Here is a 23,341-nt window from a genome sequence, read left to right as displayed (position 1 = left end):
CGGCCCTTAGCCCAGCAGGCCGAGCAGCCGTCCGAGCGCGTCCGCGACCGGCTGGGCCACGGGCCCCAGGCTGTTCGCGATCTGGCTGAGCCGCGCCAGGGTGAGGCCGCGCTCGGTCATGGCCTCGCGGTCCAGGGCGAGCACGGGCAGGGTCTCCTCGACCGTGCGGGCCTGCTCCGGGGTGAGGTGGGCAGTGAGAGTGCGGAGCTGGGACTTCAGTTCTTCCACGGCCGCGCGGAGTTCCGAGTCCTGGACGGCGCCGACATAGCCGTAGTTGACGCCGATGTTCTGGCCGCCGTTCTGGTTGAAGACGGGGCCGTTGTAGGTCGAGTGGTGCGTCGGTTCGGTCATAGCCTGATCCCCGTGTTCTGACCACCGTTCTGGTTGAACACGGGGCCGTTGTAGTTGTTCAACTGGTGCACGTGTGCGGTGAACTCGGCTTCCGGATGGTCGATCGCGTGCACTATCTGCCCGGCGATCCCCCGCAGTTCGTCCACGCTCGGCAGAGTCACGAGCACCAAGGAGCCGCCGGCCGTCTCCACGACCAGGACCGGCTTCTCCGGTGCGATGAGCGCCTTGACGAAATAGACGACCATGATGATCAGCAGGACGAGAACCGGCGCCCAGTCGGTCACCGAATAGACGAAGGCGACCAGCCCCAGCCCCAGCAGGAAACGGAGGACGTTCCGCTCCGGCTTGATCTTGATGGCCTCGACCCGGGTGAGATTGTGCAGCGGCAGGGCCGCCGCTCCGATCCAGAGCATCCGGCGCTTGACCGATATCTCCAGGACGCCTCCCGGGCGCGGCAGCGGAGGTAGCGGTGGTGGCTGCGGCTGCGGCTGCGAGGGAGGCCCGGCCGGAGGACCCGGCGGTGGTGAGGACGGGGGTGAGGACGGGGGTGAGGATGGGGGTCCGGACGGTGGCGTTGGTGGCGACGGCTGCCCGCTGTTCCCTGTGGTGTTCATGCGCTCCCCCGTGCACTCGTCACTCACCCCGCATGCGCGGGAGGCCTATTAAGCATCAGCCCGGCCCTGAGCGGCAGGCGAGAAACCGCCAATCCCGGTGGCACGGCGGCGCGTTACCGGCTTCTGCGGGCCGAAGGGCGAAAGATGGGGGCGACTCCCCCATGCGCCCCACCCGCTCCCCCGCCACGATGGATCCGGGCGGCCCGACCGGGGCCGGCCCGGGACCGGGGAGGTGCGGAGCTGTGGCGGAGAAGGATCTGATCGACAGAGGCACGAGCCGTCGCCCCGCCCCTGCCGCATCCGTCGAGCCGGTCCCTGCCGTTTCCGTGGCGTCTGCTTCCGCCGCTTCCGTCGCGTTCAGGGACACGGCAGGGGCGCCGTGGTGGCTTCCCGGTGTCGTCGGCGGCAGCCCCGCCGGCGAACCCGGCTGGGCGGTCTTCGCCCGGGAGGCCGTCGCCTCGGCGCCGCGTGACGTGGTGGTCCCCGACCGGGCATACCCCGGGCTCAGCGGCTTCGGGCCGGTCGTCGCACCGTTCGTCGAGGCGGCGGCACGGCGGCTCCGGGACGCGCTCGCGAAGGACGGCCCGGCGGTCGGGGGCCCGGCGGTCGGCGGCCCGGTCAACGGCTCGGGGAACGGCCTCGCGGCCGGCCCGGCGGCGGACAGCCCGGCGGCAGACGGCTCCTCGAACCTCCTGGCGGACTTCCGGCGGCAGCTGACGCGCCGGCTGTCCCGGATCGCGGCGCGCACCCTCGTCACGGAACTGCACGAGGCCCGGCGGCTGGGCCGACTGAGCGGCGAGGGGTCCGAGGAACGCTTCCGGGACTTCGTACGGCGGACCGCCCGCCGCGACGGTCTCGCCCTGCTCGTCACCGGCTACCCGGTGCTGGCCCGCCTCCTCGCGACGGCCTGCCTGAACGCGGGGGACGCGTTCGCGGAGATGGCCGCGCGGCTCGCCGCCGACCGGCACCTGCTGACCCCCTCGGGGGTGCTCGGCGACCGGGCCGGTTCCCCGGAGGGCGTACGCGGCGGGAGCGCGGGCACCGGGGCGCTCACCGGTGTCGAGGCCGGGGCGGGCGACAGCCACCGCGGCGGCCGGTCGGTGATGCTGCTGCGGTTCGCCGACGGCACCCGGCTGGTCTACAAACCGCGTCCGCTCGCGGCGCACCGGCACTTCAACGCCCTGGCCGAGTGGTTCGGTTCGCTGCCCGGAGCCCCGGAGCTGCGGGTGCTGCGGGTCCTGGACCGGGGGGAGTACGGCTGGGCCGAGTTCGTCGAGGAGCGGCCCTGCGCCTCGGCGGCGGAGACCCGGCAGTTCTACCGGCGTCAGGGTGCGCTGCTGGCGCTGCTGCACACGCTGGACGGTACGGATCTGCACCACGAGAACCTGATCGCCTGCGGCCCGCACCCGGTGCTGGTCGATGTGGAGACGCTGTTCCACCCGCCGCTGGGGCCCGCCCGGTCCGCCGACCCGGCCGCCCGGGCGCTGCACGACTCGGTCCACCGGGTAGGCCTGCTGCCCCAGTTGCTCGTCGGGGACACCACCGCGCTCGACATGTCCGCGATCGGCGGGGGCCGGGCCGCGTCGTCGCCGATCGAGACCGCCGACTGGGCGGACGCCGGTACCGACCGCATGCGGCTGGTGCGGCGGGCGGGCCGGTTCACCGAGTCCGCCAACCGGCCCCGGCTGGGCGGAGTGGCGGCCGACCCCTCCGCGTACACCGAGGCCCTGTGCGGCGGCTTCCGCGCCGGATACACCGCGGTCAGCGAGCACCGGGACGAACTCCTCGGCGCCGACGGCCTGTTGCGGCTCTTCGCGCGGGACGAGGTGCGTGTCGTACCCCGGCCGACCTGGACGTACACGACGCTGCTGGACGAGTCGACCCACCCCGACCTGATGCGGGACGCCACCGAACGCCACCAGGTCCTCTCGCTGCTGCGCACCCCGCTCCTGGGCAGGCCCGCGCTGCCCGGCGTGGAGGACGAGGAGGTCGCGGAGCTGTGGCGCGGTGACGTGCCGGTGTTCGGCACCCGGCCGGGAGGCACGGAGCTGTGGAGCGGCACCGGCCGTACGGTCCCGGGGCAGCCCGGCGGCGGCCCCGTCGGCCCCACCGGGCTGGCTCGCGTCGAGGCGAAGGTGCGTGCGATGGACACCGTGGACCGCCAGGACCAGGAACGGATCATCCGGGCCGCCATGGTGAGCACCTCGCCCGAGCCGCCGCACCGGGCGGCGCCGGGCGGCCGGTCGCGGAGCGCGGCGACCGCACCGGAACCCGAGCAACTGCTATCCGCCGCACGGTCGGTGGGCGACCAGCTCGTCTCCCTCGCCTACCGGCACGAGCGCCGCACCAACTGGATCGGGCTCGAACTGCTCGGTGAGCGCTACTGGCGGCTCACCCCGATGGCGGCGGACCTCGCGGGCGGTTACACGGGGCCCGCGCTCTTCCTGGCGCAACTGGCCGCGCTCACCGGCGCCTCCCGGTACGCGGAGGCGGCCCATGAGGCGCTCGCCCCGGTCCCGGGGCTGCTGGACGCGTTGCACGGGCGGGCCGACGAACTCGGCTCCCTGGGCTCCGGCGCCTTCGCGGGCCTCGGCGGCATCGCCTATGCGTTGACCGAGGTGGGCACGCTGCTGGGCGACCGGGAGGTGCTGGACCAGGCCGGTCCCGCCGTCCGGCTGAGCTGCGCGGCGAGCGCGGCCGAGGACGGGTACGGGGTGCGCGGCGGGGCGGCGGGCGGGCTCGTCTCGCTGCTCGCGGTGCACCGCGTCACCGGCCGCCCCGAGGCTTGGCGTGGCGCCGAGCGCTGCGCCGAGCGGATCGCCGCCGCCCCGCTCCCTGACGCCGGGGGCTTCGCCGACGGGGCGGCGGGGATCGGCTGGGCGCTGCTGCGCTTCGCCGGGGCCGGGGGCGACGCCCGCCACCGGGACGCCGGACTGGAGGCCCTGCGGCGGGCGACGGCCGGAGCGAACCGCGTGACCAGCGCCGGAGCGCCGCACGGAGCGACCGCCGGGCCGGTTCACGGAACGGCGTCCGAAACGGCGTCCAAGGCGGCTGCCGGAGTGGCCGGCGGAGTGGCTGCCGGGCCGGCCTGGTGCGACGGGGTGGCCGGCATCGCACTGGCGATCGCGGACAGCCCCGACGCGCTGGCGGACCCGGAGCTGTCCGGCTGGCTCGCGGCGCGCTCCGGCGAGCTGGCGGGCATCAGGCCGCTCGCCGATGACAGCCTGTGCCACGGGGAGTCGGGGCTGCTCGAACTCCTCGGCCACGGCGCGCTCCCCGCAGCGCGGCCCGCGTGGATGCGCCGGGCCGGGACGCTGCTGGCCTCGGCGGACCGGGCGGGCCCGCAGTGCGGGACGCCCGGCCTCGTACCGCACCCGGGGCTGCTCACCGGGCTCTCGGGGATCGGGCACGGGCTGCTGCGGGCCGGGTTCCCCGACCGGATCGGGTCCGCGCTGCTCCTACGCCCCTCCCGCGCCCCCTGACCGAACCACGGATTCCGACGACGGCGACCACCAGCACCAGCACCAGCACCACCACCACCACCACCACCACCACCACCCAGAGGATGAGGCAGAGATGAAGCAGTTCGGCGAATCGGCCCTGCAGGCGTCCGGCGAGATCGCGCACGAGGGCACGCCCGAGCACCCGGCGGGGCAGATCTCCCTGGGTTCCACCGGAGGTCTCGGTGCGCGCGGCAGACTTCTCAGCGCATCGGAGGGCGAGAGCGGCTACAGCCACGACCTGCCGTGGACCACCATGACAGCCCCGTGGTGAGCGATTCCGGCCAACTCAACGCTAAATAAGCAGGATTGGCCCGCTGTCGTAGGGGTTGGGGCTCCAGTAGCCTGCGGCCATGCGAGCCACTTCGCCGGTCATCGTCGGGCGGGACGAGGAGATCGGACTGCTGAGCAGCGCCCTGGACGCCGTACGACGGCGTTCGGGGCGCGCGCTGTTCCTCCTCGGGGAAGCCGGTATCGGCAAGTCCCGACTGGTGGGCGAGTGCGCCTACCGGGCGTACGGGCTCGGCATGCCCGTGCTGCGCGGCCGGGCCACCTCGACCGGGCTCGTCGTGCCCTTCCGTCCGCTCGCGGAGGCGCTGGCGTCCCGGTTCCGGGCCGCGGGCACCCCGGCCGATCCGGAGCTGGCGCCCTACCACCCGGCGCTGGCCCGACTGGTTCCGGAGTGGCGCAAGGACGGGTCCCCCGGCTATCCGGAGACGGTCGTGGAGCTGGCCGAGGCCCTGCTGCGGCTGCTGTCCGTGCTGGGCCGGGAGGCGGGCTGCGCGATCCTGCTGGAGGATCTGCACGACTGCGACACGGAGACCGTCGCGGTCGTCGAGTACGTCATCGACAACCTGGCCGATCTGCCCATCCTGTTCCTGGGCACCCTGCGTCCGGAGCCGGGCGCCGCCCTGGACCTCGTCCGCTCCGTCGAGCGCCGGCACGCCGCGACCGTACGGGAGCTGGGTCCGCTCCACGAGGACCGGGTGCGGGCACTGACGGGCGCGTGCCTGGAGGCGCGGCCGGAGGAGATACCCGAGTCGGTGCACCGCCGGCTGGCCGAACGCGCCGCGGGCAACCCGTACTTGCTGGAAGTCCTGCTGGCGGACCTGCTGGACACCGGCCGGCTCCGGCGGACGGACGACGGGTGGGAGGCGGTGGAGCAGCCGGGTGGTTCGGTCCCCTCGGACATCGTCCGCAGCTGGGCCCGCAGGCTGGAGCGGCTGGACGAGCCGGTGCGGGACCTCTTACTGGCGTCGGCCACCCTGGGCAGCCAGTTCTCGGTGACCGTGCTCCAGACCGTCACCGGTTTCGAGGACCGGGCCCTGTTCACACATCTGCGCTCCGCGGTGGAGGCCGGTGTGATCGCCCCGGACGGCGCGGCCCCCGACCGCTACACCTTCCGGCACTCGCTGACCGCCGAGGCCCTGATCTCCTCGCTGGCACCGGCCGAGCGCGCCTCGTTGGCCCGCCGCGCCGCCGGGGCCATCGAGCACGCGGGGCAGCCGCTGGACGAGGACGGCCGGCAGCTCGTGGCCTCGCTGCAACTGGCCGCGGGCAACCGGGCCGGGGCGGCCCGCCAGTTCGCGGAGGCGGGAAGACGGATGCTCGCTTCGGGGGCGCACGGCTCCGCCGTGGTGCTGCTGGAGCGGGCGCACCCGCTGGCCGCCGAGAGCGACCGGGCCGCCGTCGCCGAGTCGTTGGCGGTCGCCCGTGCCGAGGGCGGCGATCTGGACGGCGCACTGGCGCTGGCGGACGCGCTGCCGCCGGTTCCGGCGCGTTCCGAGGCCGCCGCCCGGCGCGGCCTGATCCACATCGAGCTCGCCTGGGCGGCGGTCATGGCGGAGCGCACCGCCGACGCGGCGCTCCAGGTCGAGGCGGCCCGGGTCCTGCTGGGCCCGTCGCCGCCGCCGGGCCGCCGGGCCGCCCTCGTGGTGGTCGACGGGTATCTGGCGCTCCTCCCCGGGCATGGGCGCAGGCCCCGGGACCCGGCGGATTCCGAGCGGGCCGTACGGGAGGCCGCGGAGACCGCCGAGGCCGAGGGGCTGCCCGTGGTGGCCTGTCAGGCCTGGCAGTTGCTGGCGCTGCTGCGGCGCGAGGAGGGCTTCGACGCTGCGGACGCGGCCTTGGAGCGGATGCTGTCGATCTCCACCGAACACGCGCTGCCGGTCTGGCGGGTGGAGGCGCTGGTGCGGCTCGGGGCGAACGCCTTCATGCGGACCGGGGACGCGGCCCGGCTGCTCTCCGCGCGGGCGGCGGCCACCGAGCTGGGGGCGCTGCTGCTGACCCGTACGGTCGACGGGCTGCTCGCGATGAACGCGGTGATGTGCGCCCGGTGGGAGGAGGCGCAGGAGACCATCGACCGCTCGGCGGAGGCCAGCGCCCGGGTCGGTGACCGGTCCGCCCACCGTTATCTGCTGCTGGCCGGGGCGACGATGGCCGCGCACCGGGGGCGGCGGCGGGAGATGGACCGGGCGCTGGCCGCGTTCCGGCGGGCCGGGGGCGAGCAGTCGCTGCTGGTGCCGCTGCGGTCGGGGCTGTGCCGGGCGTTCGGGGCGCTCCTGGAGGAGGACCGGGAGCGGGCGGCGGCGGGGCTCGACGAGGCGCTGGCCTGGGAGGCGGACCACCCGAGCTACTACTACCTGAGCGGGCGGTACGGGCTGCGCCCGCTGCTGCGGGTGCTGGCGGGCGACGCGGACCGGGCGGAGCTGGCGGAGGCGCGGGCGGCTCCCGGGGGGTGTCTCGCCTGGAACCGGCAGTTCCTGGAGCTGGCGGACGCGGTGCTGCTGGGCCGGGAGGGGGATCCGGCCGGGGCCGCCCGGCTGATGGCATCGTTCGATGCGCGGTCCGCGCCCTTCCCGGTCGCCCGCCACCTGGGCCTGCGGCTGGTCGCGGACGCGGCCCGCGCGGACGGGTGGGGCGAGCCGGTGGCGTGGCTGCGGTCGGCCGAGGAGTACTTCTACGGGGCCGGGGTGCAGCCGGTCGCCTCCGCGTGCCGGGCGGCGCTGCGGCAGGCCGGGGCCAGCGTGGGCCAGCACCGGGGCGGCTGGGACCGGATCCCGTCGCCGCTGCGGGCCGGCGGGGTGACCCCGCGCGAGTACGAGGTGTTCGTGCTGCTGCCCGAGCGCCCCGGGAACCAGCAGATCGCCCGGCGGCTGTCCATCTCGCCCCGCACGGTGGAGAAGCACATGGCCAGTCTGCTGAGCAAGACGGGGCGCGCGGACCGGGCCGCGCTGTGCGAGTTCGCCGCCGAGTGCGCCGCCGAACCGGCCTGAGGCGGGGCCCGCCCGGACCGGCAACCAGCGGCTTGAGGCGGGGCCCGCCCGAACCGGCCCCACCGGCCTGAGCCGGGCCCGCTCCGGGGGACGTGGGGGCCGGGGCGGGCAACATGGGGGCGCCGGGCGGTTTCGGTCGGGTGGCCGGGCGGAAAATGCGTGCGGGGCCCCGATGTGCGGGGGCCGGAGCGGCCGCAGGATCGGGACGTACGTACGGCCCAGTCCGCCGCCCGTCCCCGTTCCGGAGGCCCGCTGATGACCCGACCTCCCGCCCGTACCGGTTCCGCAGGTGCGGTGTACGTCTCCCTGCTCGGCCCGCTCACGGCCCGGCTGGACCGCCGTGAGCTGCCGCTCGGCCCGCGAAAGCAGCGCCTGGTCCTCGCCACGCTGCTGGCCCGCCCCAACACCCCCGTACCGGTGGGCGTGCTGACCGACGCGGTGTGGCCGGACGATCCGCCCCGTACCGCCCGCAAGAACCTCCAGGTCTACGTCAGTGCCGCCCGCGCCCTCCTGGGGCCCGCCGGGGAGGAGGGCCGGGACCGGGTGGTGCACGGCTGCGGGGGCTACCTGCTGCGCATCGCCGAGGGCGAGCTGGACACCCTGCGGTTCGGGGCGCTGGCCCGTGCGGGGCGGGCGGCGGCCGGGCGGGGCGATCTGCCCGGCGCGGCCCGGCTGCTGCGCGAGGCACTGGACCTGTGGGAGGGGCCGCCGCTGAACGATCTGCGGGACTCCGCCGGGGTCGCCGAGGAGGCCGACCGGCTGGAGGCCCGCTGCCTGACGGTGTTCGAGGACTGGGCGGAGACCGAGATCGAGCTGGGCCGGGCCGCCGTCGCGGTGGACGGGCTGCGGGATCTGGTGGAGCGCCACCCGCTGCGGGAGCGGCTCCGGGCCGCCTGGATGACCTCCCTGCACCAGTCGGGCCGGCAGGCCGAGGCGCTGGCGGTGTACGACGACTACCGGCAGCTGATGTCGCGGGAGCTGGGGCTGGAGCCGAGCCCGGCGATGGCGGCGCAGTACCGCTCGATGCTCGGCCGGGGGCGCGAGGCCCGGCGGCCCGCCGCCGCCCGGGAGGCGGGGAGCGCGGGGGCGCTGCCCGCCTGTACGGGGGCCTTCACCGGTCGCCGCGACGAACTGCGGGACCTGCTCGACGTGCTGGGCGGCGGCGAGGAGCGTGTGGTGGTCGTCTCGGGCCCGGCCGGGGCGGGGAAGTCGGCGCTCGCGGCCCGGGCGGCCCATCTGCTCGCCGACCGCTTCCCCGACGGCCGCGTCCATGTCCGGGTGCGCCGGGAGGACGGTACGGCGCGGAGCCGGGCGGAGGTCCTGGCGGAGCTGGGGCGGCTGTGCGGGGTGGCGGGCGCCGCCCCCGCGGAGCCGGAGGGCGGGCCGGATGGCGGGCCGACGGGCGTCCGCGTGACAGCCGCCCTTGCGGACGCCTGGCAGGGGTGGCTGGCCCGGCACCGGGCGCTGGTCGTCCTGGACGACGTGCCGGACGAAGCGGCCGTACGGGGGCTGCTGCCCCGGTCGGGGGAGTGTTCCGTACTGGTCACCGCCCGGGGGCAGTTGGCGGGGCTCGCCCCGGTGCACCGGATCGCGTTGCCCGCGCCGGCGGACGGGGAGGCGCTGGAGCTGCTGGGGAAGCTGATCGGGGCCGGGCGGCTGCGGACCGACCCGGGGGCGGCGTTGCGGATCGTCCGGGCCTGCGGGGCGCTCCCGCTCGCGGTGGAGGTGAGCGGGATGCGTCTCGCGGTGCTGCGGCATCTGCCGCTGGCGGAGTACGCGGCCCGGCTGGAGGACCCGTCGGCCGCACTGGACGAACTGGTCGCCGGGGACGTCTCCGTACGGGGTCGGATCGCGTCCGGCTGGCGGGATCTCGCGGACGGCGACCGGTGGGTGCTGGGGAGGCTGGCGGGGCTCTCCGAGGACGGGGGGTTCACCCTGGACCGGGCCACGGCGGCGCTGGGCTGCGGGGAGCGGGCGGCGATCCGGGCCGTCGAGTCGCTGATCGGCGCCGGTGCGGTGACCTCGCCCGCCGGGGAGGTCACCGCGCACGCCGCGCTGTACGAGGTGCCGAGGCTGCTCGGCCTGTACGCCCGCGAGCGGGAGGCTCCCGCGCACAGCGGCGCACCCGCCGTCACCGTCGTACCGGACCTGACGCCGGATCTCGCCCCGCATCCCATCGGCTTACCCGCCCGCACGGTCACGGTGGTGACGGCCGGTCCGCTCAGCCCAGGGTGAGCAGCTTCAGCAGGTCGTGCGGCCGGTCGTCGGCGGGGCTCCCGTGGGAGGGCCCGTCGGCTTCCGCCCCGGCCAGGAAGTGCAGGGCCAGCAGCAGCCCGGCCGCCCCGGTGGCCAGGTCGGCGGAGCAGCGGCGCAGCCCCGCCCCGGGCACCAGCAGCCGGTCCCCGTCGGCGACCAGGTGCCAGGACAGGTTGCGTACGGAGGCGAGGACCCCGGGCCCGGCCGGGCCCCGCTCCAACTGGCGCGCGGTGGCGACCAGTCCGGCCCGCCCCGTGAACAGCCCCGGTTCACGGACGAACTCGTTGGTGCAACCCTTGTGCACGCCGGGCAGCAGGGCGGCGAGCGTGGGCGCCTCATGCCGGGCCAGGTAGGCGCGGGCGACCAGGGCGAAGCCGCCGCTGCCCTGGTCGAGGTAGAGCAGGTGGCGGCGGCCGTCCTTGACCTGGACGGTGCCGTCGGGCATCGCGGCGCAGTGACCGGAGTCCCGGTACAGGGCGGTGCGGGCGGCGCGCGGCAGCCACTTCTCGCCAGTGAGCGCGTGGAGTTCGAGGTGCAGCAGGGCGACGCCGCTCAGGCCGCGCAGCAGCCCCGCGGAGGGCGGGGCGGACAGGCCGCCGGGTGACGCCGTTTCGCCCCGGACCAGGCAGTCGAGGTCCCAGGCGGTGCGCAGGGCCGCGTCCACCAGCTCCGGGTCCGGGGCGGACGTGCCGGCCGTCGCCAGCCGCAGGGCGGCCAGGGCCGTGCCCGCGCGGCCGGTCAGGAGATCGGCGGAGGTGGAGGGGCGCGCGGCGGCGGTGGCGCGGACGAACAGCTCCCGCGCCTCGTCCGGGCGGCCGAGGAGCGCCAGCACCGCCGCGGTGCCCGGCAGTCCGTCGAACAGGCCGCCGGGTGACGCGGGGTCGCGCCGGTGGGCGGCCGCCACGAGCCAGTCGGTCCAGGCGTCCGGGACGGGGGCCCCGATGCGGTGGAGGGCGTAGAGGACGCCGGCGGCCCCGTGCGCCAGATCGCTTCCGCCGGTGGCGAAGGCCTTCGGGTCGCCGGGGAAGAGCCGGTCGCGGCGCTCGGGCGTCGCGCCCGCGTGGAGTCCGGCGAGCAGTCGGGTCCGCAGGCCGGCCCAGTCGGGGGCGGGGCCGTCGAGAAGGGCCGCGATCTCCCCCTCCCGGCCGTCCTCCACGGTCCGCAGGGCGGCGGGGCGGCGGGGGCCCGCGTCGGCCGCCAGTCCGTACCTGCGCCGCGCCCAGCGTTCCAGGGTCAGGGCCTTGGCCCGGTCGTGCCCGGCCATCTCCATGAGCGGCATGAGCATGGAAAGCCAGGTCGCCCAGAGCGCGTAGGCGTCGGCCTCGGCGCCGGGGGTCCCGGCGGGCGCCTGGAGGCCCGGCGCGCCCGCCGTCGGGGTGTCCGGGTCGTCGAGATCGGTGGCGTACTCGAAGTCGATGAGGGCGACGCGGCCGTCGGGGCGGACGATGATGTTGTTGGGGTGCAGGTCGCCGAAGCGCAGGCCGCGCCCGTGCACGGCCGCGAGCGCCCGTGTGAGCTGTTCGGTCACGGAGTCCACCCACGTGGTGTACGGGGCGAGTTCGGCGGCGGTGCCCCCGCGGACGAGGGCGAAGCGGGCGACGATCTCCTCCAGGAGGGTGGTCCCCTCGATGTGCTCCTCGATCAGGAAGTGGTGCTCCCACACGGTCGTCACCCCGTGCACCCTCGGTACGCAGTCCAGTCCGGCGAGCGCGGTCAGGGCCCGGTGTTCGCGGTGCAGCCGTGTCACCGCGTCGTCGCCGGCCCCGTCGAGTCCGCAGTGCGGCCGGGCCTCGCGGAGCACCACCTGCCGGCCGGTCTCCCGGTGCCGGGCCAGGTAGATCCCGCCCGCGTTGGAGAACTGGAGGGCCGAGGTGACGGTGTAGGGGAAGGCGGCGTCCCCGGCGGCCGCGCGGGCCGCCAGGTGCGGGCGCAGCGCCTCGGGGACGGTGACCCACGGCGGCACCCGGAACACCACCCCGCGTTCGTCGGGCACCAGTTCGCCCGAGGGGTGGCGCAGCGCGGGGACGCGTTCGCCGTCTCCGTCCTGGCACCAGCGGGCGGTGAACGCCCCGTACCGGACGTGCACCGGGGTGTCGCCGATCCGGAGGTCGCTGAGGATGTAGGGGCCCCGCCGTCCGGCGAGGACGCGGGTCAGCTCGTCCAGGACCCGCAGGAAGAGGGTCTCGTCCGGCGGATAGAGCGTGAGGAACTTCCCCGCGCCGGAGCGGGACATGTACTTGCCGGACATCAGCAGGAGCGCCTGCTCGCTGCGGAGGAACTTGAACGGCACCCGGTGGGAGAGGCAGACGCCGGTGGTGTCGCGGAGGGTCGCCTCCGCCTCCTCCGGGACGGTGGAGACATGGATCTTCCATCCCTGCGCGGCCGGTTCGCCGTGTTCGGGCAGCATCGAGGTCCACAGCCCGCCCGGGGTCCGGCGCCAGCCCTCGGGGGGCGGGGCGGAGTCCAGCGGGAAGCGGGTCTCCTCGTCCCGCAGCCGGGCCGGGGTGTCGTAGTACGTACGGTCGGCGAGGCAGTAGAGCTGGGTCTGCTGCGGTCCGGGCACGGCGTTTCTCCTCAGAGTGCGCCGGGACGACCGGCGGGGTCGGGGGTGGGTCGGGCCGGGGCTGGGTCCTCCACGGCGGTCCCCTGGTGGGTCCGGGCGGCTCCAGCCGGTTCGGGAGCGGGTTCCCCGGGCGTCCGCGTACCGGCGGGAGCCGGGACCGCACCGGCGGGATCGGGGACCGCACCGGCGGGATCGGGGACCGCACCGGCCCGTACGGAGGGGGCGAACGTCACCACGGCCGCCGAGACGGCCAGCACGCACCCGGTCACCCCGAAGGCCGCGCGGCTGCCCAGAGCGGTCAGCAGGGCGCCGCCCGCGAGGGGCCCGAACGGCTGGACGACGGAGGACAGGAAGCTCGCCGCGCTCTGCACCCGGCCGAGCCGGTCCTCCGGGGTGACGACCAGCAGGGTCGAGAGGAAGCCGATGCTGGCGATCGTCGACAGGCACATGCAGAGCGCGCACAACAGGCCGGCCAGCAGCGGGCTGCTGAGCCAGGCCAGCGCGGCGGCCGTCCCGACGCAGCTCCAGCAGGTGATGACGATGAGCGTCCGGACGTGGCGGTCGGGTGCGAGCCGGGGCGCGAGCAGCGCGCCGACGAGGGCGCCCGCCGAGACGCAGGTGATGACGAAGCCGCCGCCGAGGCCGGAGCGCCCGCCCTCGGAGAAGACGGCGAGCGCGGTGAAGGTGAGGGCGCCGAACGCGAAGTTCATGCCCAGGCCGAAGACGAGCAGCACCGTGCGCAGGTAGGGCAGTTGCCACAGGAAGGTGAGGCCGGCGGTGAGTTCCCGGCGGCTGAACACCGAACCGGCCTTGGTCCTGGCCTCCGAGCGGGTCCGCACGAGGGCCACGCAGACCGTCGAGAGCAACAGCCCGAGGAACTGGGCGGTGAAGGGCAGGGCTTGGTGCACGCCGAACAACGCACCGCCGACGAGCGGGCCGACCAGTCGGACGGTGGAGGTACGCGCCTGGAGGCGTGCGGTCGCCGTGCCCATCTGGTCCGGCGGCACGACCGCGCGCATCAGGCCGAAGGCGGCGGGGGCGTAGACGCTGTTCAGCACGGCCCCGGCGGTCGCGACCAGCAGGACGAGCGGCATCGGGGCGCTCCCGTTCCACACGGCGATGGTCAGGGCGGTGACCGCGGCCAGGCTCCCCACGTCGCACAGCCGCATCAGGCGGCGGCGTTCGACCCGGTCGGCCATGACCCCGCCCGGCAGCATCGTGATCAGCACGGCGCCGACGGACACCGTCCCCACGAGACCGGCCTGCACGGCGGAGCCGGTCTCCTTGAGGATGAGCAGGGGCAGCGCGAGGGCGCCCATCTGGCTGCCCAGAACGGCGAAGAAGCCGCTCATCCAGAGCAGCCGGAAATCCCTGTTGGAGCGGAGCGACGTGGCCATCGGAGGGCTCCCGGAGATCGTCGGGCAGGGCGGTGGTCGGGCAGGCGGTGTGAGAGACGGGCCTCCGCTGTGCGGACGCGGGTCATGTGGCGGGGCGGGGCGGAGTACGGCGGGGCGGCCGGAACACGGCAGGACGGCCGGAGTCGCGGCGGGGCGGCCGGAGTCGCGGCGGGGCGGCCGGAGTCGCGGCGGGGCGGCCGGAGTCGCGGCGGGGCGGCCGGAGTCGCGGCGGGGCGGCTCCCGTGTTCACGGAGCCGCCCCGTACCGCCTCCCCGTCGTCCGGGCGCCGCGGCGGCGAGGCGTCGGCCTCGTCCCGCCGCGGCGCACGGCCCGGTGGGATCAGCGCTGCGCTTCGACGACGCTCAGCAGGCTGATGCAGTTGCCGTCGGTCTGGTCGCCGCCCTGGGCGGCGGTCTCCTGGAGGTCCAGCACGGAGTGCGCCTCGACCTCGGGGGTCTCGTCGGCGGTGGGCTCGGTGTTCTCGGACATGGCGGTCTCCATCCACTCGTCACTGCGATGACAGGAATCAGCGGGACGACCGGAGCCCCCGGGGATCTCTCCTGGGCGTCCGGCCTGCGGGGATCAGTTCTCGACGACGCTCAGCACGCTGATGCAGTTGCCGGGGGGCGCGATGATGTCGCGGTCGGCGTTGACGGCCGTCTCCTGGAGGTCCAGCACGGAGTGCGCCTCGACCTCGGGGGCCTCGTTGGTGTCGTCGGCGGCGGGCTTGGTGTTCTCGGACATGGCGGTCTCCATCCACTCGTCACTGCGGGTCCGGGTCCGTGGGGCGCGCCCCTCGGTGTCCGGTGCGGCCGGCCGGTGCCTGCCGTTGCCGAGAAAGTTAGGAAGCCGGGCCTGGCGATCGCTTCGGCGGTGGTATGGCGTCGGTATCGGGCCAGTTCGGAGGGAGGAAAGCACCGCTTTTCGGCCCCGTCGGTGGGCCGGGAACCCGCCCCCACCTGGTCCCATACCGCCGCCGAAGCCCCGCCGGACCGTCCGCGAACCGGTGGCGCGCAGCCTGGGTACGCGCCCGACGCGCCCCGGCCCCGAAGGAGGCGGCCCGCATGGAACTCGCCGAACTCGTCGCACGGCGGCCCTACCCGGCCGCCGGTCTGCTCCTCGGCCTCACCCGGCGCTGCCCCCTGCGCTGCGCGCACTGCTCGACCGGGTCGGACCTCTTCACCCGGGAAGAACCGGACGGCGGTCAACTGGAGCGCTTCGTCGGCTCGTTCACAGAGGAGAACCGGCCCGACGTCGTCATGCTCACCGGTGGGGAGCCCCTGCTGCTGCCCGCGCTCGCCGAACGGCTGAGCGCGCTGGCGCACCGCGCCGGATCCCGTACCGCACTGCTCAGCGGCATGTTCTTCGCCCGGGGCGGGAGCCTGCGAGGCCGAAGAGGTGCTGCGATTCCCCCCGCCATCCTGCGCGCGATCCGCTCCGTCGACCATTTCTCGGCCTCCCTCGACGTCCACCACGAGCGCGAGGTCCCGCGCGCCGACGTGTTCCGCGCCCTGCACCGGATCCAGGACGAGGGCGTGGCCGTGAGCTTCCACCTCACCGGGACCGGCGCGTCCGACCCGTATCTCGCCGACATCACCCGGGCGGTGGAGAAGGAGTTCGGCGGCCGGGTCCCCAGCCTGGTCAACGAGGTGCGGCCGTTCGGCCGGGCGGCCTCCTGGGCGAGGCCCGCCCGCACCGGCCCCGACCCGGCGGCGGCGTCGCCGTGCTCGATGGCCGCCTGGCCGGTGGTCGCCTTCGACGGCCGGGTGCTGGCCTGCTGCAACCAGGACACCGTCGACCGGCGGCCCGTCCCGGCCCATCTGGACCTCGGGCACATCGGCGTCGACGACTGGGCGACCGTACGCGGCCGGACGCTGGAGTCCCCGGTGCTGCGCATGCTCCGCACGGTCGGGCCCGCGCATCTGGCCGCCCGGTACGGCTCCGGCCCCCCGGCGGGCTCCTACTGCGACGGCTGCCGGGCGCTGGGCGACGACGAGGCGGCGGCGGTCGGGGCCCTCGCCGTGGCGGGCGGGGCGGCCGGGGCGCTGCTGGACCTGACGGCCGCGGTGCGCGGCTCCCGGGAGGGTGCGCAGGGTGTCGTGCGCCGCCACGGCTGCGCGGCGTACGCGCCGCTGGTCGCCGCGGGCGGGTCGCCGCCGCCCCGGACCGACGCGCCGGACGCCCGATGAGCGCGGTGGCCGGCGGTACGCGGCTCGGGTGCGTGGGGGCCTCCGCACGTCTGCGGGTCAAACTCCTCCTACTGGAGCCGGAGTTCCGGAACGCGACGCACCATATGTGGCGTCCCGAGGGGCTGTTGCCGCGCTACCGGACGTATCTGTGCGCCATGCACGCCGTCATCCGCGCCTCCGTTCCGCTGATGGAGCTGGCCCTCGACCGCGCCCGCGTCCGGGCCGCGTCCGGCGATCCGCTGGGGGCACCGCTCGCCGCGTACCTGGAGGAGCACATCCGGGAGGAGGAGGGCCATGACGCCTGGCTGCTGGAGGACCTCCGGGCGGCGGGCGGCGACCCCGGGGACGCGCTCGGTCCGCTGCCCTCTCCCCTGGTCGCCTCGCTCGTCGGATCCCAGTACTACTGGATCGAGCACCACCACCCGGTCGCCCTGCTCGGCTACATCGCCGTGCTGGAGGGCTACGCGCCGGCCCCCGGCCTCACCGGCCGCATCGCCCGGCTGACCGGGCTGCCCGCCGCCGCGCTGCGGACCGTACGGGAGCACGCGGTGCTCGACACGGAGCACCTGGACGAGCTGTACGCGCTGCTGGACCGGCTGCCGCTCGGCCGGGGGGCCGAAGCGGCCGTGGCGGTCAGCGCGCTGCACTCCCTCGACGCGCTCACCCGGCTGTTCGTCCGGCTCGGGCGCTCCGCACCGGCGCCGTCGCTGCGGGGGGCCGGACTCGTCCCACCGATGGGAGTCACACCATGACCGGACCACCCGAGAACGGCGAACGGCCCGTGCTGCCCGCCGCGTTGTACGAGGCGGGGTTCCCCGTGGATCTGCTCACCGAGGAGCAGCGCGAGGTGCTGTGCGGGCTGACGCCGGAGGAACTGGCGCTGCTGCTGGACGTCAAGGGCCGGCTGGACGCCGTGGGACCGGAGGTCCAGGCGCACGGCGAGATCGCCGGCGGCGCCCTGTTCTGACCGGAGACCGATCAGCGGTACGGGCCCGGCTCCGGCGACCGGCACCGGGCCCGTACCCGCCCGGAGGTCACGACGTCACGACGTCACGACGTCACGGCCTCACGAGGCCCCGGCACCGCCGCCCGCCCCGTACGCCCGATCGCACGCGCCTTGTGCGCACGACCACCTGCCGCCCTACCGCCTACCGCACGGCCCCCGGGAGAGAAGGACCCGCCATGAACTGCTCCTCGTGCCAGCAGGATCTGCCGCCGACGGCACGGTTCTGTTCGTCCTGCGGGACGCCGTGCGCGACCACCGGGGCCGGACCGGCCTCCGCCGCACCGCCCGGTGACGAACGCAAGCCGGTGACCGTGCTGTTCTGCGATCTCGTCGGGTCCACCGCACTGTCCGGGGTGCTCGACCCGGAGACGCTGCGCACGGTGACCCTGCGGTACTTCGAGGCGATGAGCGCGGAGATCGTGGCGCGGGGCGGCACGCCGGAGAAGTTCATCGGGGACGCGGTGATGGCGGTGTTCGGCGTACCGGTGGTCCGTGACGACGACGCCCGCCGGGCGCTGGCGGCGGCGCTCGGGATGCGCCGGGCGCTGGCCCGGCTGAACGAGGAGCTGGCCGCCACCCTGGGCATCGAGCTGATCACCCGGATCGGCGTCAACACCGGTCAGGTGGTGGCGGGTTCGGACACGACCGCCCGGCAGGCCCTGGTCTCCGGGGAGACCGTCAACATCGCCGCCCGGCTGGAGCAGAACGCGGGCCCCGGCGAGATCCTGATCGGGCCGGAGACCCTGCTCGCCGCCGGCCCGACGGTGAGCGCCGAGCCCACCGGGCCGCTGCGGCTGAAGGGCAAGCGGGACAGCGTGGAGGCCTACCGGCTGCTGGCCCTGGGCGCGGACGACCCCGAGCTGCTGCGCCGCTTCGACGTCCCCTTCGTCGGCCGCGACGCCGAGCGGCAGGCGCTGGACGCCGCCCTGGAACGGGCCGCGCACGGTGGTCGGTCCGGACCGCTGCGGGTCACCGGGGAGGCGGGCATCGGCAAGACCCGGCTGGTACGGGAGTGGCTGGCGCGGCGGTCGGCGTCCGGCGCGCTCGCGTACGGCGCGGGGCGGTGCCGCAGTTACGGGGACCACGGCACCCTCGCCCCGCTGGCCGACGCGGTGCGTTCGCTGGTGGCGGCCGGGCCCGCGCCCACAACTGAGCCCGCGCCTGATCCCCTGTCCGAGCAGGTTCCTGAGACCGGCCCTGCGCCCGTCCCTGCGCCCGTCCCTGCGCCCGCGTCCCGTCCTGCGGTCGGCGCGAAGGACGCGGCCGGCGGACTGGCGGTCGACGACGCGATGGCGCTGCTGTCCGAGGGCCTGCTGCGCGACGGCACGCCGAACGCGCCCTTCGAGGACATGTGCGCGGCGCTGACGGCGGTTCTGGAGCGGGCCGCCCGAGCCCGCCCGGTCGTCCTGGTGCTGGACGACTGGCACGCGGCGGCCCCGCTGCTGGTCCGCACGGTGAACCGGTTGACGGACGGCTCGGGGTGCGCGGGAGTGCTGGTGCTCTGCGCCGGGCGGCCCGACGGACCGGACGGACCGGACGGACCGGACGAGTCGGAGGCTTCGGACGACGCTGTGGGTTCGGACGGGCCGGGCGAGGGGGACGCGCTTTCCGGTGCGGGGCGGCTCCAGCTCACCGGCCTGCCGCCCGCGGAGGCGGCGCGGCTCGCGGCCGGTCTCGCCGGTTCGGACGCCGGGACGGCCCCGGTGGACGACCGGCTCCTGGCGCGGGCCGGGGGCAATCCGCTCTACCTGGAGCAGCTGTTGGTCGGCGACCGGGCGGACCCGGCGGTCGCCGCCCGCCCGGGGGAACCGGCCGCCGAGGAGGATCTGCCGCCCACGCTCCAGGCCCTGCTGGGCGCGCGCATCGGGGCCCTGGCCCGGGCGGAGCGCGGGGTGGTGGACCTGGCGGCGGTGATCGGCCGGGAGTTCACCGCGCCGGAGCTGGTCCGGCTGGAGCTGTCCGTACGGGCCGGCGAGGGCCACGACGCCGGGCAGCTCGCCGGGGCGACCGGCGCGGCAGGGGTGGCCCCGGAGCACCGGCGGCGCGTCGAGGAGGCGTTGGCGGTGCTGGGCCGGCGCCGCCTGGTGGAGTCGGGGGCCACGAGGGCCCGGGAGCCGGCGTCGTACCGGTTCAGCAGCGGACTGGTGCACGAGGTGGCGTACGCCTCGCTGTCCAAGCGGGCCAAGGCGGAACGCCATGCCTGGGCGGCGGAGCTGCCCAGCGTGCTGCGGAGCGGCGACGGCGCGGTCGGCGGCCACCTGGAGCGCGCCTACCGCTACCGCGCGGAGCTGGGCCTGCTGGACGATCCGGCCCGGCGGCTGCGCGAGCGGGCCGCCGCCGCGCTGGGCCGGGCCGGGGCGCAGGCCGCCGCCCGGTCCGACCTGCACTGGGCGCACGGCCTGCTGGAGCGGGCGGTGGACCTGTGCCCCGGGGATCCGGCGGCGACACGGCGGCTCGGTGAGGTACGGGTGGCGCTGGGCCGCACCGGGGAGGGGGCCGAACTGCTGCGCCTCGTACGGGACTCGGCGTCCGATCCGGTGGAGGCCGCGCATGCCCGCCTCGCGCTCGCGGTGCTGGATCCGGGCGGTCCGGGCCCCGGCCCCGCCGCCGTGGCCCGGGCCGTGCTGCCGGTGTTCGAGGCGGCCGGGGACTCGGCGGGCCGGGCGCGGGCCCATCTGCGACTCGCCCAGCAGTTCCAGCGGTCCGGGCGGCACGAGGAGGCGGAGCGGGACCAGGCGCGGGCCCTGGAGCACGCGGTGCTGGCCAGTGCGGAGCCGGAGCGGGCCGGGGCGCTCGGCGCGATCGGCGTCTCCCTGTGGCGGGGGCCGGTTCCGGTGCCCGCCGCGGTGGTCCGCTGCCGGTCGCTGCTCTCCGCGCACGGGGCGGGCCGGCCCACGGTCCGGGTCACCCTCAACTGCCCGCTGGCGGTGCTGTACGCGCTCCAGGAGCGGCCGGACGAGGCGTACCGCTGCCTGGCCGAGGCGGAACGGCTGGCCGGGAAGCTGGGGTTCGCCGAGGCGGAGGTCTTCCTCCCGGTGTTCCGGGCGACGGTGGAGGGACTGCTCGGCAACGGCACGGAGGCCCTGGACCTGCTGGGCCGGGCGGACGCGGCGGCCCGGCATACGGGGGCGGCCGGGATGCGGACGGCGGTGGCGCTGGACGCGGCCCGTCTGGAGCTGGACGCGGGCCGGGAAACCCCGGCGGCCGCCCGGCTGGCGGGCGTCGGCGACACGTCGGGGCTGAGCCGTGCGGACGCGGTGGACCTGGCGGGGCTGCGGGCCCGGCTGACGGTGCGGGACCGCCCGGAGGAGGCGGCGGAACACGCGGACCGGGCGGTCAGGGCCTCGCTGCTCACGGACTCCCCGCTGGTGCAGGCGACGGCCGAGCTGGACCGGGCGCACACGCTCGCCGCCCTGGGCAGGTGGCCGGAGGCCGGGGCCTCGGCCCGGTCGGCCGGGGCGCACTTCACGGGCAAGGGGCATCTGCCGGGGGTGCGCCGGGTCTCCGGCTTCCTCGCGCACCCGCCCCGGCACCTGGCCACGACGAGGGAGAGGAGCTGACCGATGGCGACCACGGAACCGGAACGGCCACGGACGGAACCGGAACAGCCGAGGGCGGAACGGCCACGGACGGAACCGGAACGGCCGAGGGCGGGGGCGGGAACGGGGGCGGGACAGCCGCGGACGGTCCCGGGAGCGCGCGGGGCCCCGGGGCAGGGGCTGACCTGGAGTCTGCGCGGCCGTGGCCCGGAGGACGTACCGGTGCTGGCGGACCCCGGGCCACCGCTCGGCCGCCCCGCCGGGCCCGCCACCGGGCGCGGCGTACGCGTGTGCGTGGTGGATTCGGGCGTGGAGCGGGACCATCCGCTGGTAGGCCCGCTCGCCGGTTCCTGGGTGGTCGTCAAGGACGGGGAGACCGGGAGGATCACGGTCGAGCCGACGACCACCGGGGACACCTGCGGGCACGGCACCGCGTGCGCGGGCATCGTCCGCCGGACCGCCCCGGAGTGCGAGATCCACAGCGTGCGGGTGCTCGGGGAGCGGTTCTCCGGCACCGGCGACGTCCTGATGGCCGGGCTGCGCTGGGCGGTGGAGCAGGGCTTCGACGTGGTCAACCTCAGCCTGTCGACGACCCGCGCACAGTTCGCGCAGGAGCTGCACAGCCTGGCCGACAGCGCCTACTTCGCCCGTACGGTGATCGTCGCCTCGGCCCACAACACCCCGGTGGAGAGCTTCCCCTGGCGGTTCGCTTCGGTGATCTCGGTGGGCAGCCACCAGGAGGACGACCCCGAACTGCACCTGTACAACCCGGAGCCCCCGGTGGAGTTCTTCGGTCCCGGCCAGAACGTGACCGTGCCGTGGCTGGGCGGCCGGACGATCCGCACCACGGGGAACAGCTTCGCCACGCCGTACGTCGCCGGGCTCTGCGCCCGCGTCCTGTCCGCGCATCCGCGGATGACGGCCTTCCAGCTCAAGAACGCCCTCTATCTGTCCGCGGCCAATGTGCGCCACACGCCGCGTCCTTCCTCTGCGGCAGGAGATATCCGTGATGACTCCGAGAACTGATCCCGTTCCCTCCCTCTCCCCCTCCCCCACCGCCGCCCAGGTCGCCGACGCCAGGACCGCCGACGCGCCGCGCCGCGAGTTGCTCCAGTCGGTGGTCGACGTGGCCCGCGCCATCTTCGGGGCCGAGGCCAGCTCGGTCTTCCTGCTCGACGAGGAGGCGGACGAGCTGGTCTTCCAGGCCGTGTCCGGGCAGGGCGAGGAGTTCCTCGTGGGCCGCCGCTTCCCGGCCGGCCGCGGGATCGCCGGATGGGTGGCGACCTCCGGCGAGCCGATGGTGGTGGACGACCTGAGCACGGATGCGTCCTTCGACCGCTCGCTGGCCGAGTCGACCGCGTACGTGCCGAACGCCCTGATGGCGGCCCCGCTCATCAGCGACTCCCGGATCCTCGGCGTGCTGGAGGTGCTGGACCCCTCCCCGCAGGCCAGGACGGGCGTCCGGGAGCTGGATCTGCTCGCGATGTTCGCCCGGCAGGCCGCCGCGGCGCTGCGGGTGGTCACCCCGGAGCGGGTGCGGGAGGCCGAGCAGCGCGCGGTGGCGGGCACGGGCGCGCTGGAGGGTGCGCGGCGCGAGGACGCGCTGAAGCTGCTGGGTAGCCTGGAGCGACTGCTGCGGGGCGTCGGCTGAGGAGGCCGGCGGCCGCACCCGTCGTCCGGATGGGAGTAGCCACCGGCCCGGCGGGCAGGAGCGGGGCGTCGGCACAAGGGAAGGACACGCACCATGAAGCTCGCTTTCTCCACCCTCGGGGTGCCGGGAACGCCGGTCTCCGAGGTCGTCCGGCTCGCCGCCGGCAACGGCTACCGGGGGGTGGAGCTGCGCGTCCACCCCGAGGAGCCGGTGCACCTGGGGCTCTCGTCGCTGGAACGGGCCGACGTGGTCGAGGCGTTCAAGGCCGGCGGGGTGGAGATCCTGGCCCTCGCCGGGTATGTGAAGGCGGCTGCCGAGGGGGACGACGAACCGGTCCTGGCGGAGCTGTCCGAGCTGGTGAAGCTCGCCCGGGACCTGGGCGCGTCCTACGTCCGGGTCTTTCCGGGCGGCGGCGACCAGGAGCAGGCGGAGGCCGACGCGACGGCCGCCCGGCGGCTCGGTGCGGCGGCGCCGGCCGCCGCCGACATGGGGGTGAGCATCCTGCTGGAGACCCATGACTCGCACCGGGCGGGCCTCGACGCCGCCCGGGTCGTCGCCGCGGTCGGGCACCCCCGGGTCGGCGCGATCTGGGACGTGCTGCACACCTGGCTCGCCGGCGAGGAGCCGGCCGCGAGTCAGGCGGTGCTCGCTCCGCACCTGGGCTACGTCCAGGTGAAGGACGTCGCGTCGGCGGACGACCTCACCCCGGTGGCGCTGGGCTCGGGGGTGGTTCCGCTGGCGGACTGCCTGGACGGGCTCGATCCGGACACGTGGGTGTGCTGGGAGTACGAGAAGCGCTGGCATCCGGGGGCGGCGGAGCTGCCGGGGCTGCTGGGCGCGGGGCGCGAGCACCTGCTGCGGCTCGGAGCGCCGAAGCAGCGGTAGCGGCGCAGCGGTAGCGGCGGGACGGTACGAGGGCGCGGGGGCCGGTGCGGGGCGGCGTACCCCGCGCTTTCGCGTGCGTACGGGGTGGCGTGTCCGTGCGCTTCCGGTCCGCTCG

Annotated in this window: 17 protein-coding genes; 11 read left to right on the top strand and 6 right to left on the bottom strand. The window is 75.9% G+C overall.

Annotation, left to right across the window (positions count from 1 at the left end; translation table 11 throughout):
• Positions 1–6: 6 nt before the first annotated feature.
• Positions 7–351 carry a hypothetical protein gene (locus N7925_RS24075; RefSeq protein WP_274345122.1) on the bottom strand — a complete coding sequence of 115 codons (345 nt, stop codon included), beginning with the start codon at positions 349–351 and terminating at the stop codon, positions 7–9.
• Positions 348–782 carry a DUF6232 family protein gene (locus N7925_RS24070; RefSeq protein ID WP_274346547.1) on the bottom strand — a complete coding sequence of 145 codons (435 nt, stop codon included), beginning with the start codon at positions 780–782 and terminating at the stop codon, positions 348–350. The genes N7925_RS24075 and N7925_RS24070 overlap by 4 nt, the downstream gene beginning before the upstream one ends.
• Positions 783–1,153: 371 nt before the next feature.
• Here N7925_RS24070 and N7925_RS24065 point away from each other — a divergent pair, with 371 nt between their 5' ends.
• The 4 genes from N7925_RS24065 to N7925_RS24050 all read left to right on the top strand — a co-directional run bounded on the left by N7925_RS24065 (position 1,154) and on the right by N7925_RS24050 (position 9,975).
• A complete protein-coding gene (locus N7925_RS24065) occupies positions 1,154–4,447 on the top strand; it encodes a type 2 lanthipeptide synthetase LanM family protein (protein ID WP_443032355.1) in 3,294 nt (1,097 codons plus the stop codon).
• A gap of 94 nt (positions 4,448–4,541) precedes the next feature.
• Positions 4,542–4,739 carry a hypothetical protein gene (locus tag N7925_RS24060; protein WP_003969056.1) on the top strand — a complete coding sequence of 66 codons (198 nt, stop codon included), beginning with the start codon at positions 4,542–4,544 and terminating at the stop codon, positions 4,737–4,739.
• Between the two features lie 79 nt (positions 4,740–4,818).
• The gene (locus N7925_RS24055) at positions 4,819–7,740 is read left to right on the top strand and encodes a helix-turn-helix transcriptional regulator (RefSeq protein WP_274345120.1); all 2,922 of its coding nucleotides are present in this window, start codon (positions 4,819–4,821) and stop codon (positions 7,738–7,740) included.
• 255 nt (positions 7,741–7,995) lie between these two features.
• Positions 7,996–9,975: an AfsR/SARP family transcriptional regulator gene (locus tag N7925_RS24050; protein ID WP_274345119.1), complete on the top strand. Its 1,980-nt coding sequence runs from the start codon at positions 7,996–7,998 to the stop codon at positions 9,973–9,975.
• Here the strand turns inward: N7925_RS24050 and lanKC are convergent.
• From lanKC to N7925_RS24030, 4 genes are all read right to left on the bottom strand, one after another.
• The gene (gene lanKC, locus N7925_RS24045) at positions 9,962–12,559 is read right to left on the bottom strand and encodes a class III lanthionine synthetase LanKC (RefSeq protein ID WP_265601521.1); all 2,598 of its coding nucleotides are present in this window, start codon (positions 12,557–12,559) and stop codon (positions 9,962–9,964) included. The two genes, N7925_RS24050 and lanKC, sit on opposite strands and share 14 nt — an antisense overlap.
• A gap of 11 nt (positions 12,560–12,570) precedes the next feature.
• Positions 12,571–13,956: an MFS transporter gene (locus N7925_RS24040; protein ID WP_274345118.1), complete on the bottom strand. Its 1,386-nt coding sequence runs from the start codon at positions 13,954–13,956 to the stop codon at positions 12,571–12,573.
• 339 nt (positions 13,957–14,295) lie between these two features.
• The gene (locus N7925_RS24035; protein WP_265601519.1) at positions 14,296–14,445 is read right to left on the bottom strand and encodes a hypothetical protein; all 150 of its coding nucleotides are present in this window, start codon (positions 14,443–14,445) and stop codon (positions 14,296–14,298) included.
• Positions 14,446–14,538: 93 nt separating this feature from the next.
• On the bottom strand, positions 14,539–14,700 hold the full coding sequence (locus tag N7925_RS24030; RefSeq protein ID WP_265601518.1) for a hypothetical protein: 162 nt from the start codon (positions 14,698–14,700) through the stop codon (positions 14,539–14,541).
• 320 nt (positions 14,701–15,020) lie between these two features.
• On the opposite strand from N7925_RS24030, the gene N7925_RS24025 reads away from it, so the two are divergent.
• The 7 genes from N7925_RS24025 (at position 15,021) to N7925_RS23995 (ending at position 23,226) form a co-directional block, all read left to right on the top strand.
• Positions 15,021–16,145, top strand: a complete 1,125-nt coding sequence (locus N7925_RS24025) for a radical SAM protein (RefSeq protein WP_274345117.1) — start codon at positions 15,021–15,023, stop codon at positions 16,143–16,145.
• On the top strand, positions 16,142–16,897 hold the full coding sequence (locus tag N7925_RS24020) for an iron-containing redox enzyme family protein (protein WP_274345116.1): 756 nt from the start codon (positions 16,142–16,144) through the stop codon (positions 16,895–16,897). Before N7925_RS24025 ends, N7925_RS24020 begins: the two co-directional genes overlap by 4 nt.
• Positions 16,894–17,112 carry an aroma-sacti cluster domain-containing protein gene (locus tag N7925_RS24015; protein ID WP_003969047.1) on the top strand — a complete coding sequence of 73 codons (219 nt, stop codon included), beginning with the start codon at positions 16,894–16,896 and terminating at the stop codon, positions 17,110–17,112. The genes N7925_RS24020 and N7925_RS24015 overlap by 4 nt, the downstream gene beginning before the upstream one ends.
• 215 nt (positions 17,113–17,327) lie before the next feature.
• Entirely contained in the window at positions 17,328–20,711 is a 3,384-nt protein-coding gene (locus N7925_RS24010) for an adenylate/guanylate cyclase domain-containing protein (RefSeq protein ID WP_274345115.1), read from the top strand.
• A gap of 201 nt (positions 20,712–20,912) precedes the next feature.
• Positions 20,913–21,716 carry a S8 family peptidase gene (locus N7925_RS24005; protein ID WP_265601514.1) on the top strand — a complete coding sequence of 268 codons (804 nt, stop codon included), beginning with the start codon at positions 20,913–20,915 and terminating at the stop codon, positions 21,714–21,716.
• A complete protein-coding gene (locus tag N7925_RS24000) occupies positions 21,700–22,341 on the top strand; it encodes a GAF domain-containing protein (protein ID WP_274345114.1) in 642 nt (213 codons plus the stop codon). The genes N7925_RS24005 and N7925_RS24000 overlap by 17 nt, the downstream gene beginning before the upstream one ends.
• A 93-nt stretch (positions 22,342–22,434) precedes the next feature.
• The gene (locus N7925_RS23995) at positions 22,435–23,226 is read left to right on the top strand and encodes a sugar phosphate isomerase/epimerase family protein (protein ID WP_265601512.1); all 792 of its coding nucleotides are present in this window, start codon (positions 22,435–22,437) and stop codon (positions 23,224–23,226) included.
• The last annotated feature ends 115 nt before the right edge of the window (positions 23,227–23,341 follow it).

The sequence above is a fragment of the Streptomyces sp. CA-278952 genome (genome assembly GCF_028747205.1).
GTDB lineage: Bacteria > Actinomycetota > Actinomycetes > Streptomycetales > Streptomycetaceae > Streptomyces.
The sequence above is the reverse complement of the archived record's forward strand: the minus strand, read 5'-3'. Positions and strand labels throughout refer to the sequence as shown.

Coding starts and splice junctions, on each gene's coding strand:
- N7925_RS24020 (WP_274345116.1), top strand. CDS start 16,142: ATGAGCGCGGTGGCCGGCGGTACGCGGCTCGGGTGCGTGGGGGCCTCC.
- N7925_RS24015 (WP_003969047.1), top strand. CDS start 16,894: ATGACCGGACCACCCGAGAACGGCGAACGGCCCGTGCTGCCCGCCGCG.
- N7925_RS24010 (WP_274345115.1), top strand. CDS start 17,328: ATGAACTGCTCCTCGTGCCAGCAGGATCTGCCGCCGACGGCACGGTTC.
- N7925_RS23995 (WP_265601512.1), top strand. CDS start 22,435: ATGAAGCTCGCTTTCTCCACCCTCGGGGTGCCGGGAACGCCGGTCTCC.
- N7925_RS24000 (WP_274345114.1), top strand. CDS start 21,700: ATGACTCCGAGAACTGATCCCGTTCCCTCCCTCTCCCCCTCCCCCACC.
- N7925_RS24060 (WP_003969056.1), top strand. CDS start 4,542: ATGAAGCAGTTCGGCGAATCGGCCCTGCAGGCGTCCGGCGAGATCGCG.
- N7925_RS24040 (WP_274345118.1), bottom strand. CDS start 13,956: ATGGCCACGTCGCTCCGCTCCAACAGGGATTTCCGGCTGCTCTGGATG.
- N7925_RS24075 (WP_274345122.1), bottom strand. CDS start 351: ATGACCGAACCGACGCACCACTCGACCTACAACGGCCCCGTCTTCAAC.
- N7925_RS24035 (WP_265601519.1), bottom strand. CDS start 14,445: ATGTCCGAGAACACCGAGCCCACCGCCGACGAGACCCCCGAGGTCGAG.
- N7925_RS24050 (WP_274345119.1), top strand. CDS start 7,996: ATGACCCGACCTCCCGCCCGTACCGGTTCCGCAGGTGCGGTGTACGTC.
- N7925_RS24025 (WP_274345117.1), top strand. CDS start 15,021: ATGGAACTCGCCGAACTCGTCGCACGGCGGCCCTACCCGGCCGCCGGT.
- N7925_RS24055 (WP_274345120.1), top strand. CDS start 4,819: ATGCGAGCCACTTCGCCGGTCATCGTCGGGCGGGACGAGGAGATCGGA.
- N7925_RS24030 (WP_265601518.1), bottom strand. CDS start 14,700: ATGTCCGAGAACACCAAGCCCGCCGCCGACGACACCAACGAGGCCCCC.
- N7925_RS24065 (WP_443032355.1), top strand. CDS start 1,154: ATGGATCCGGGCGGCCCGACCGGGGCCGGCCCGGGACCGGGGAGGTGC.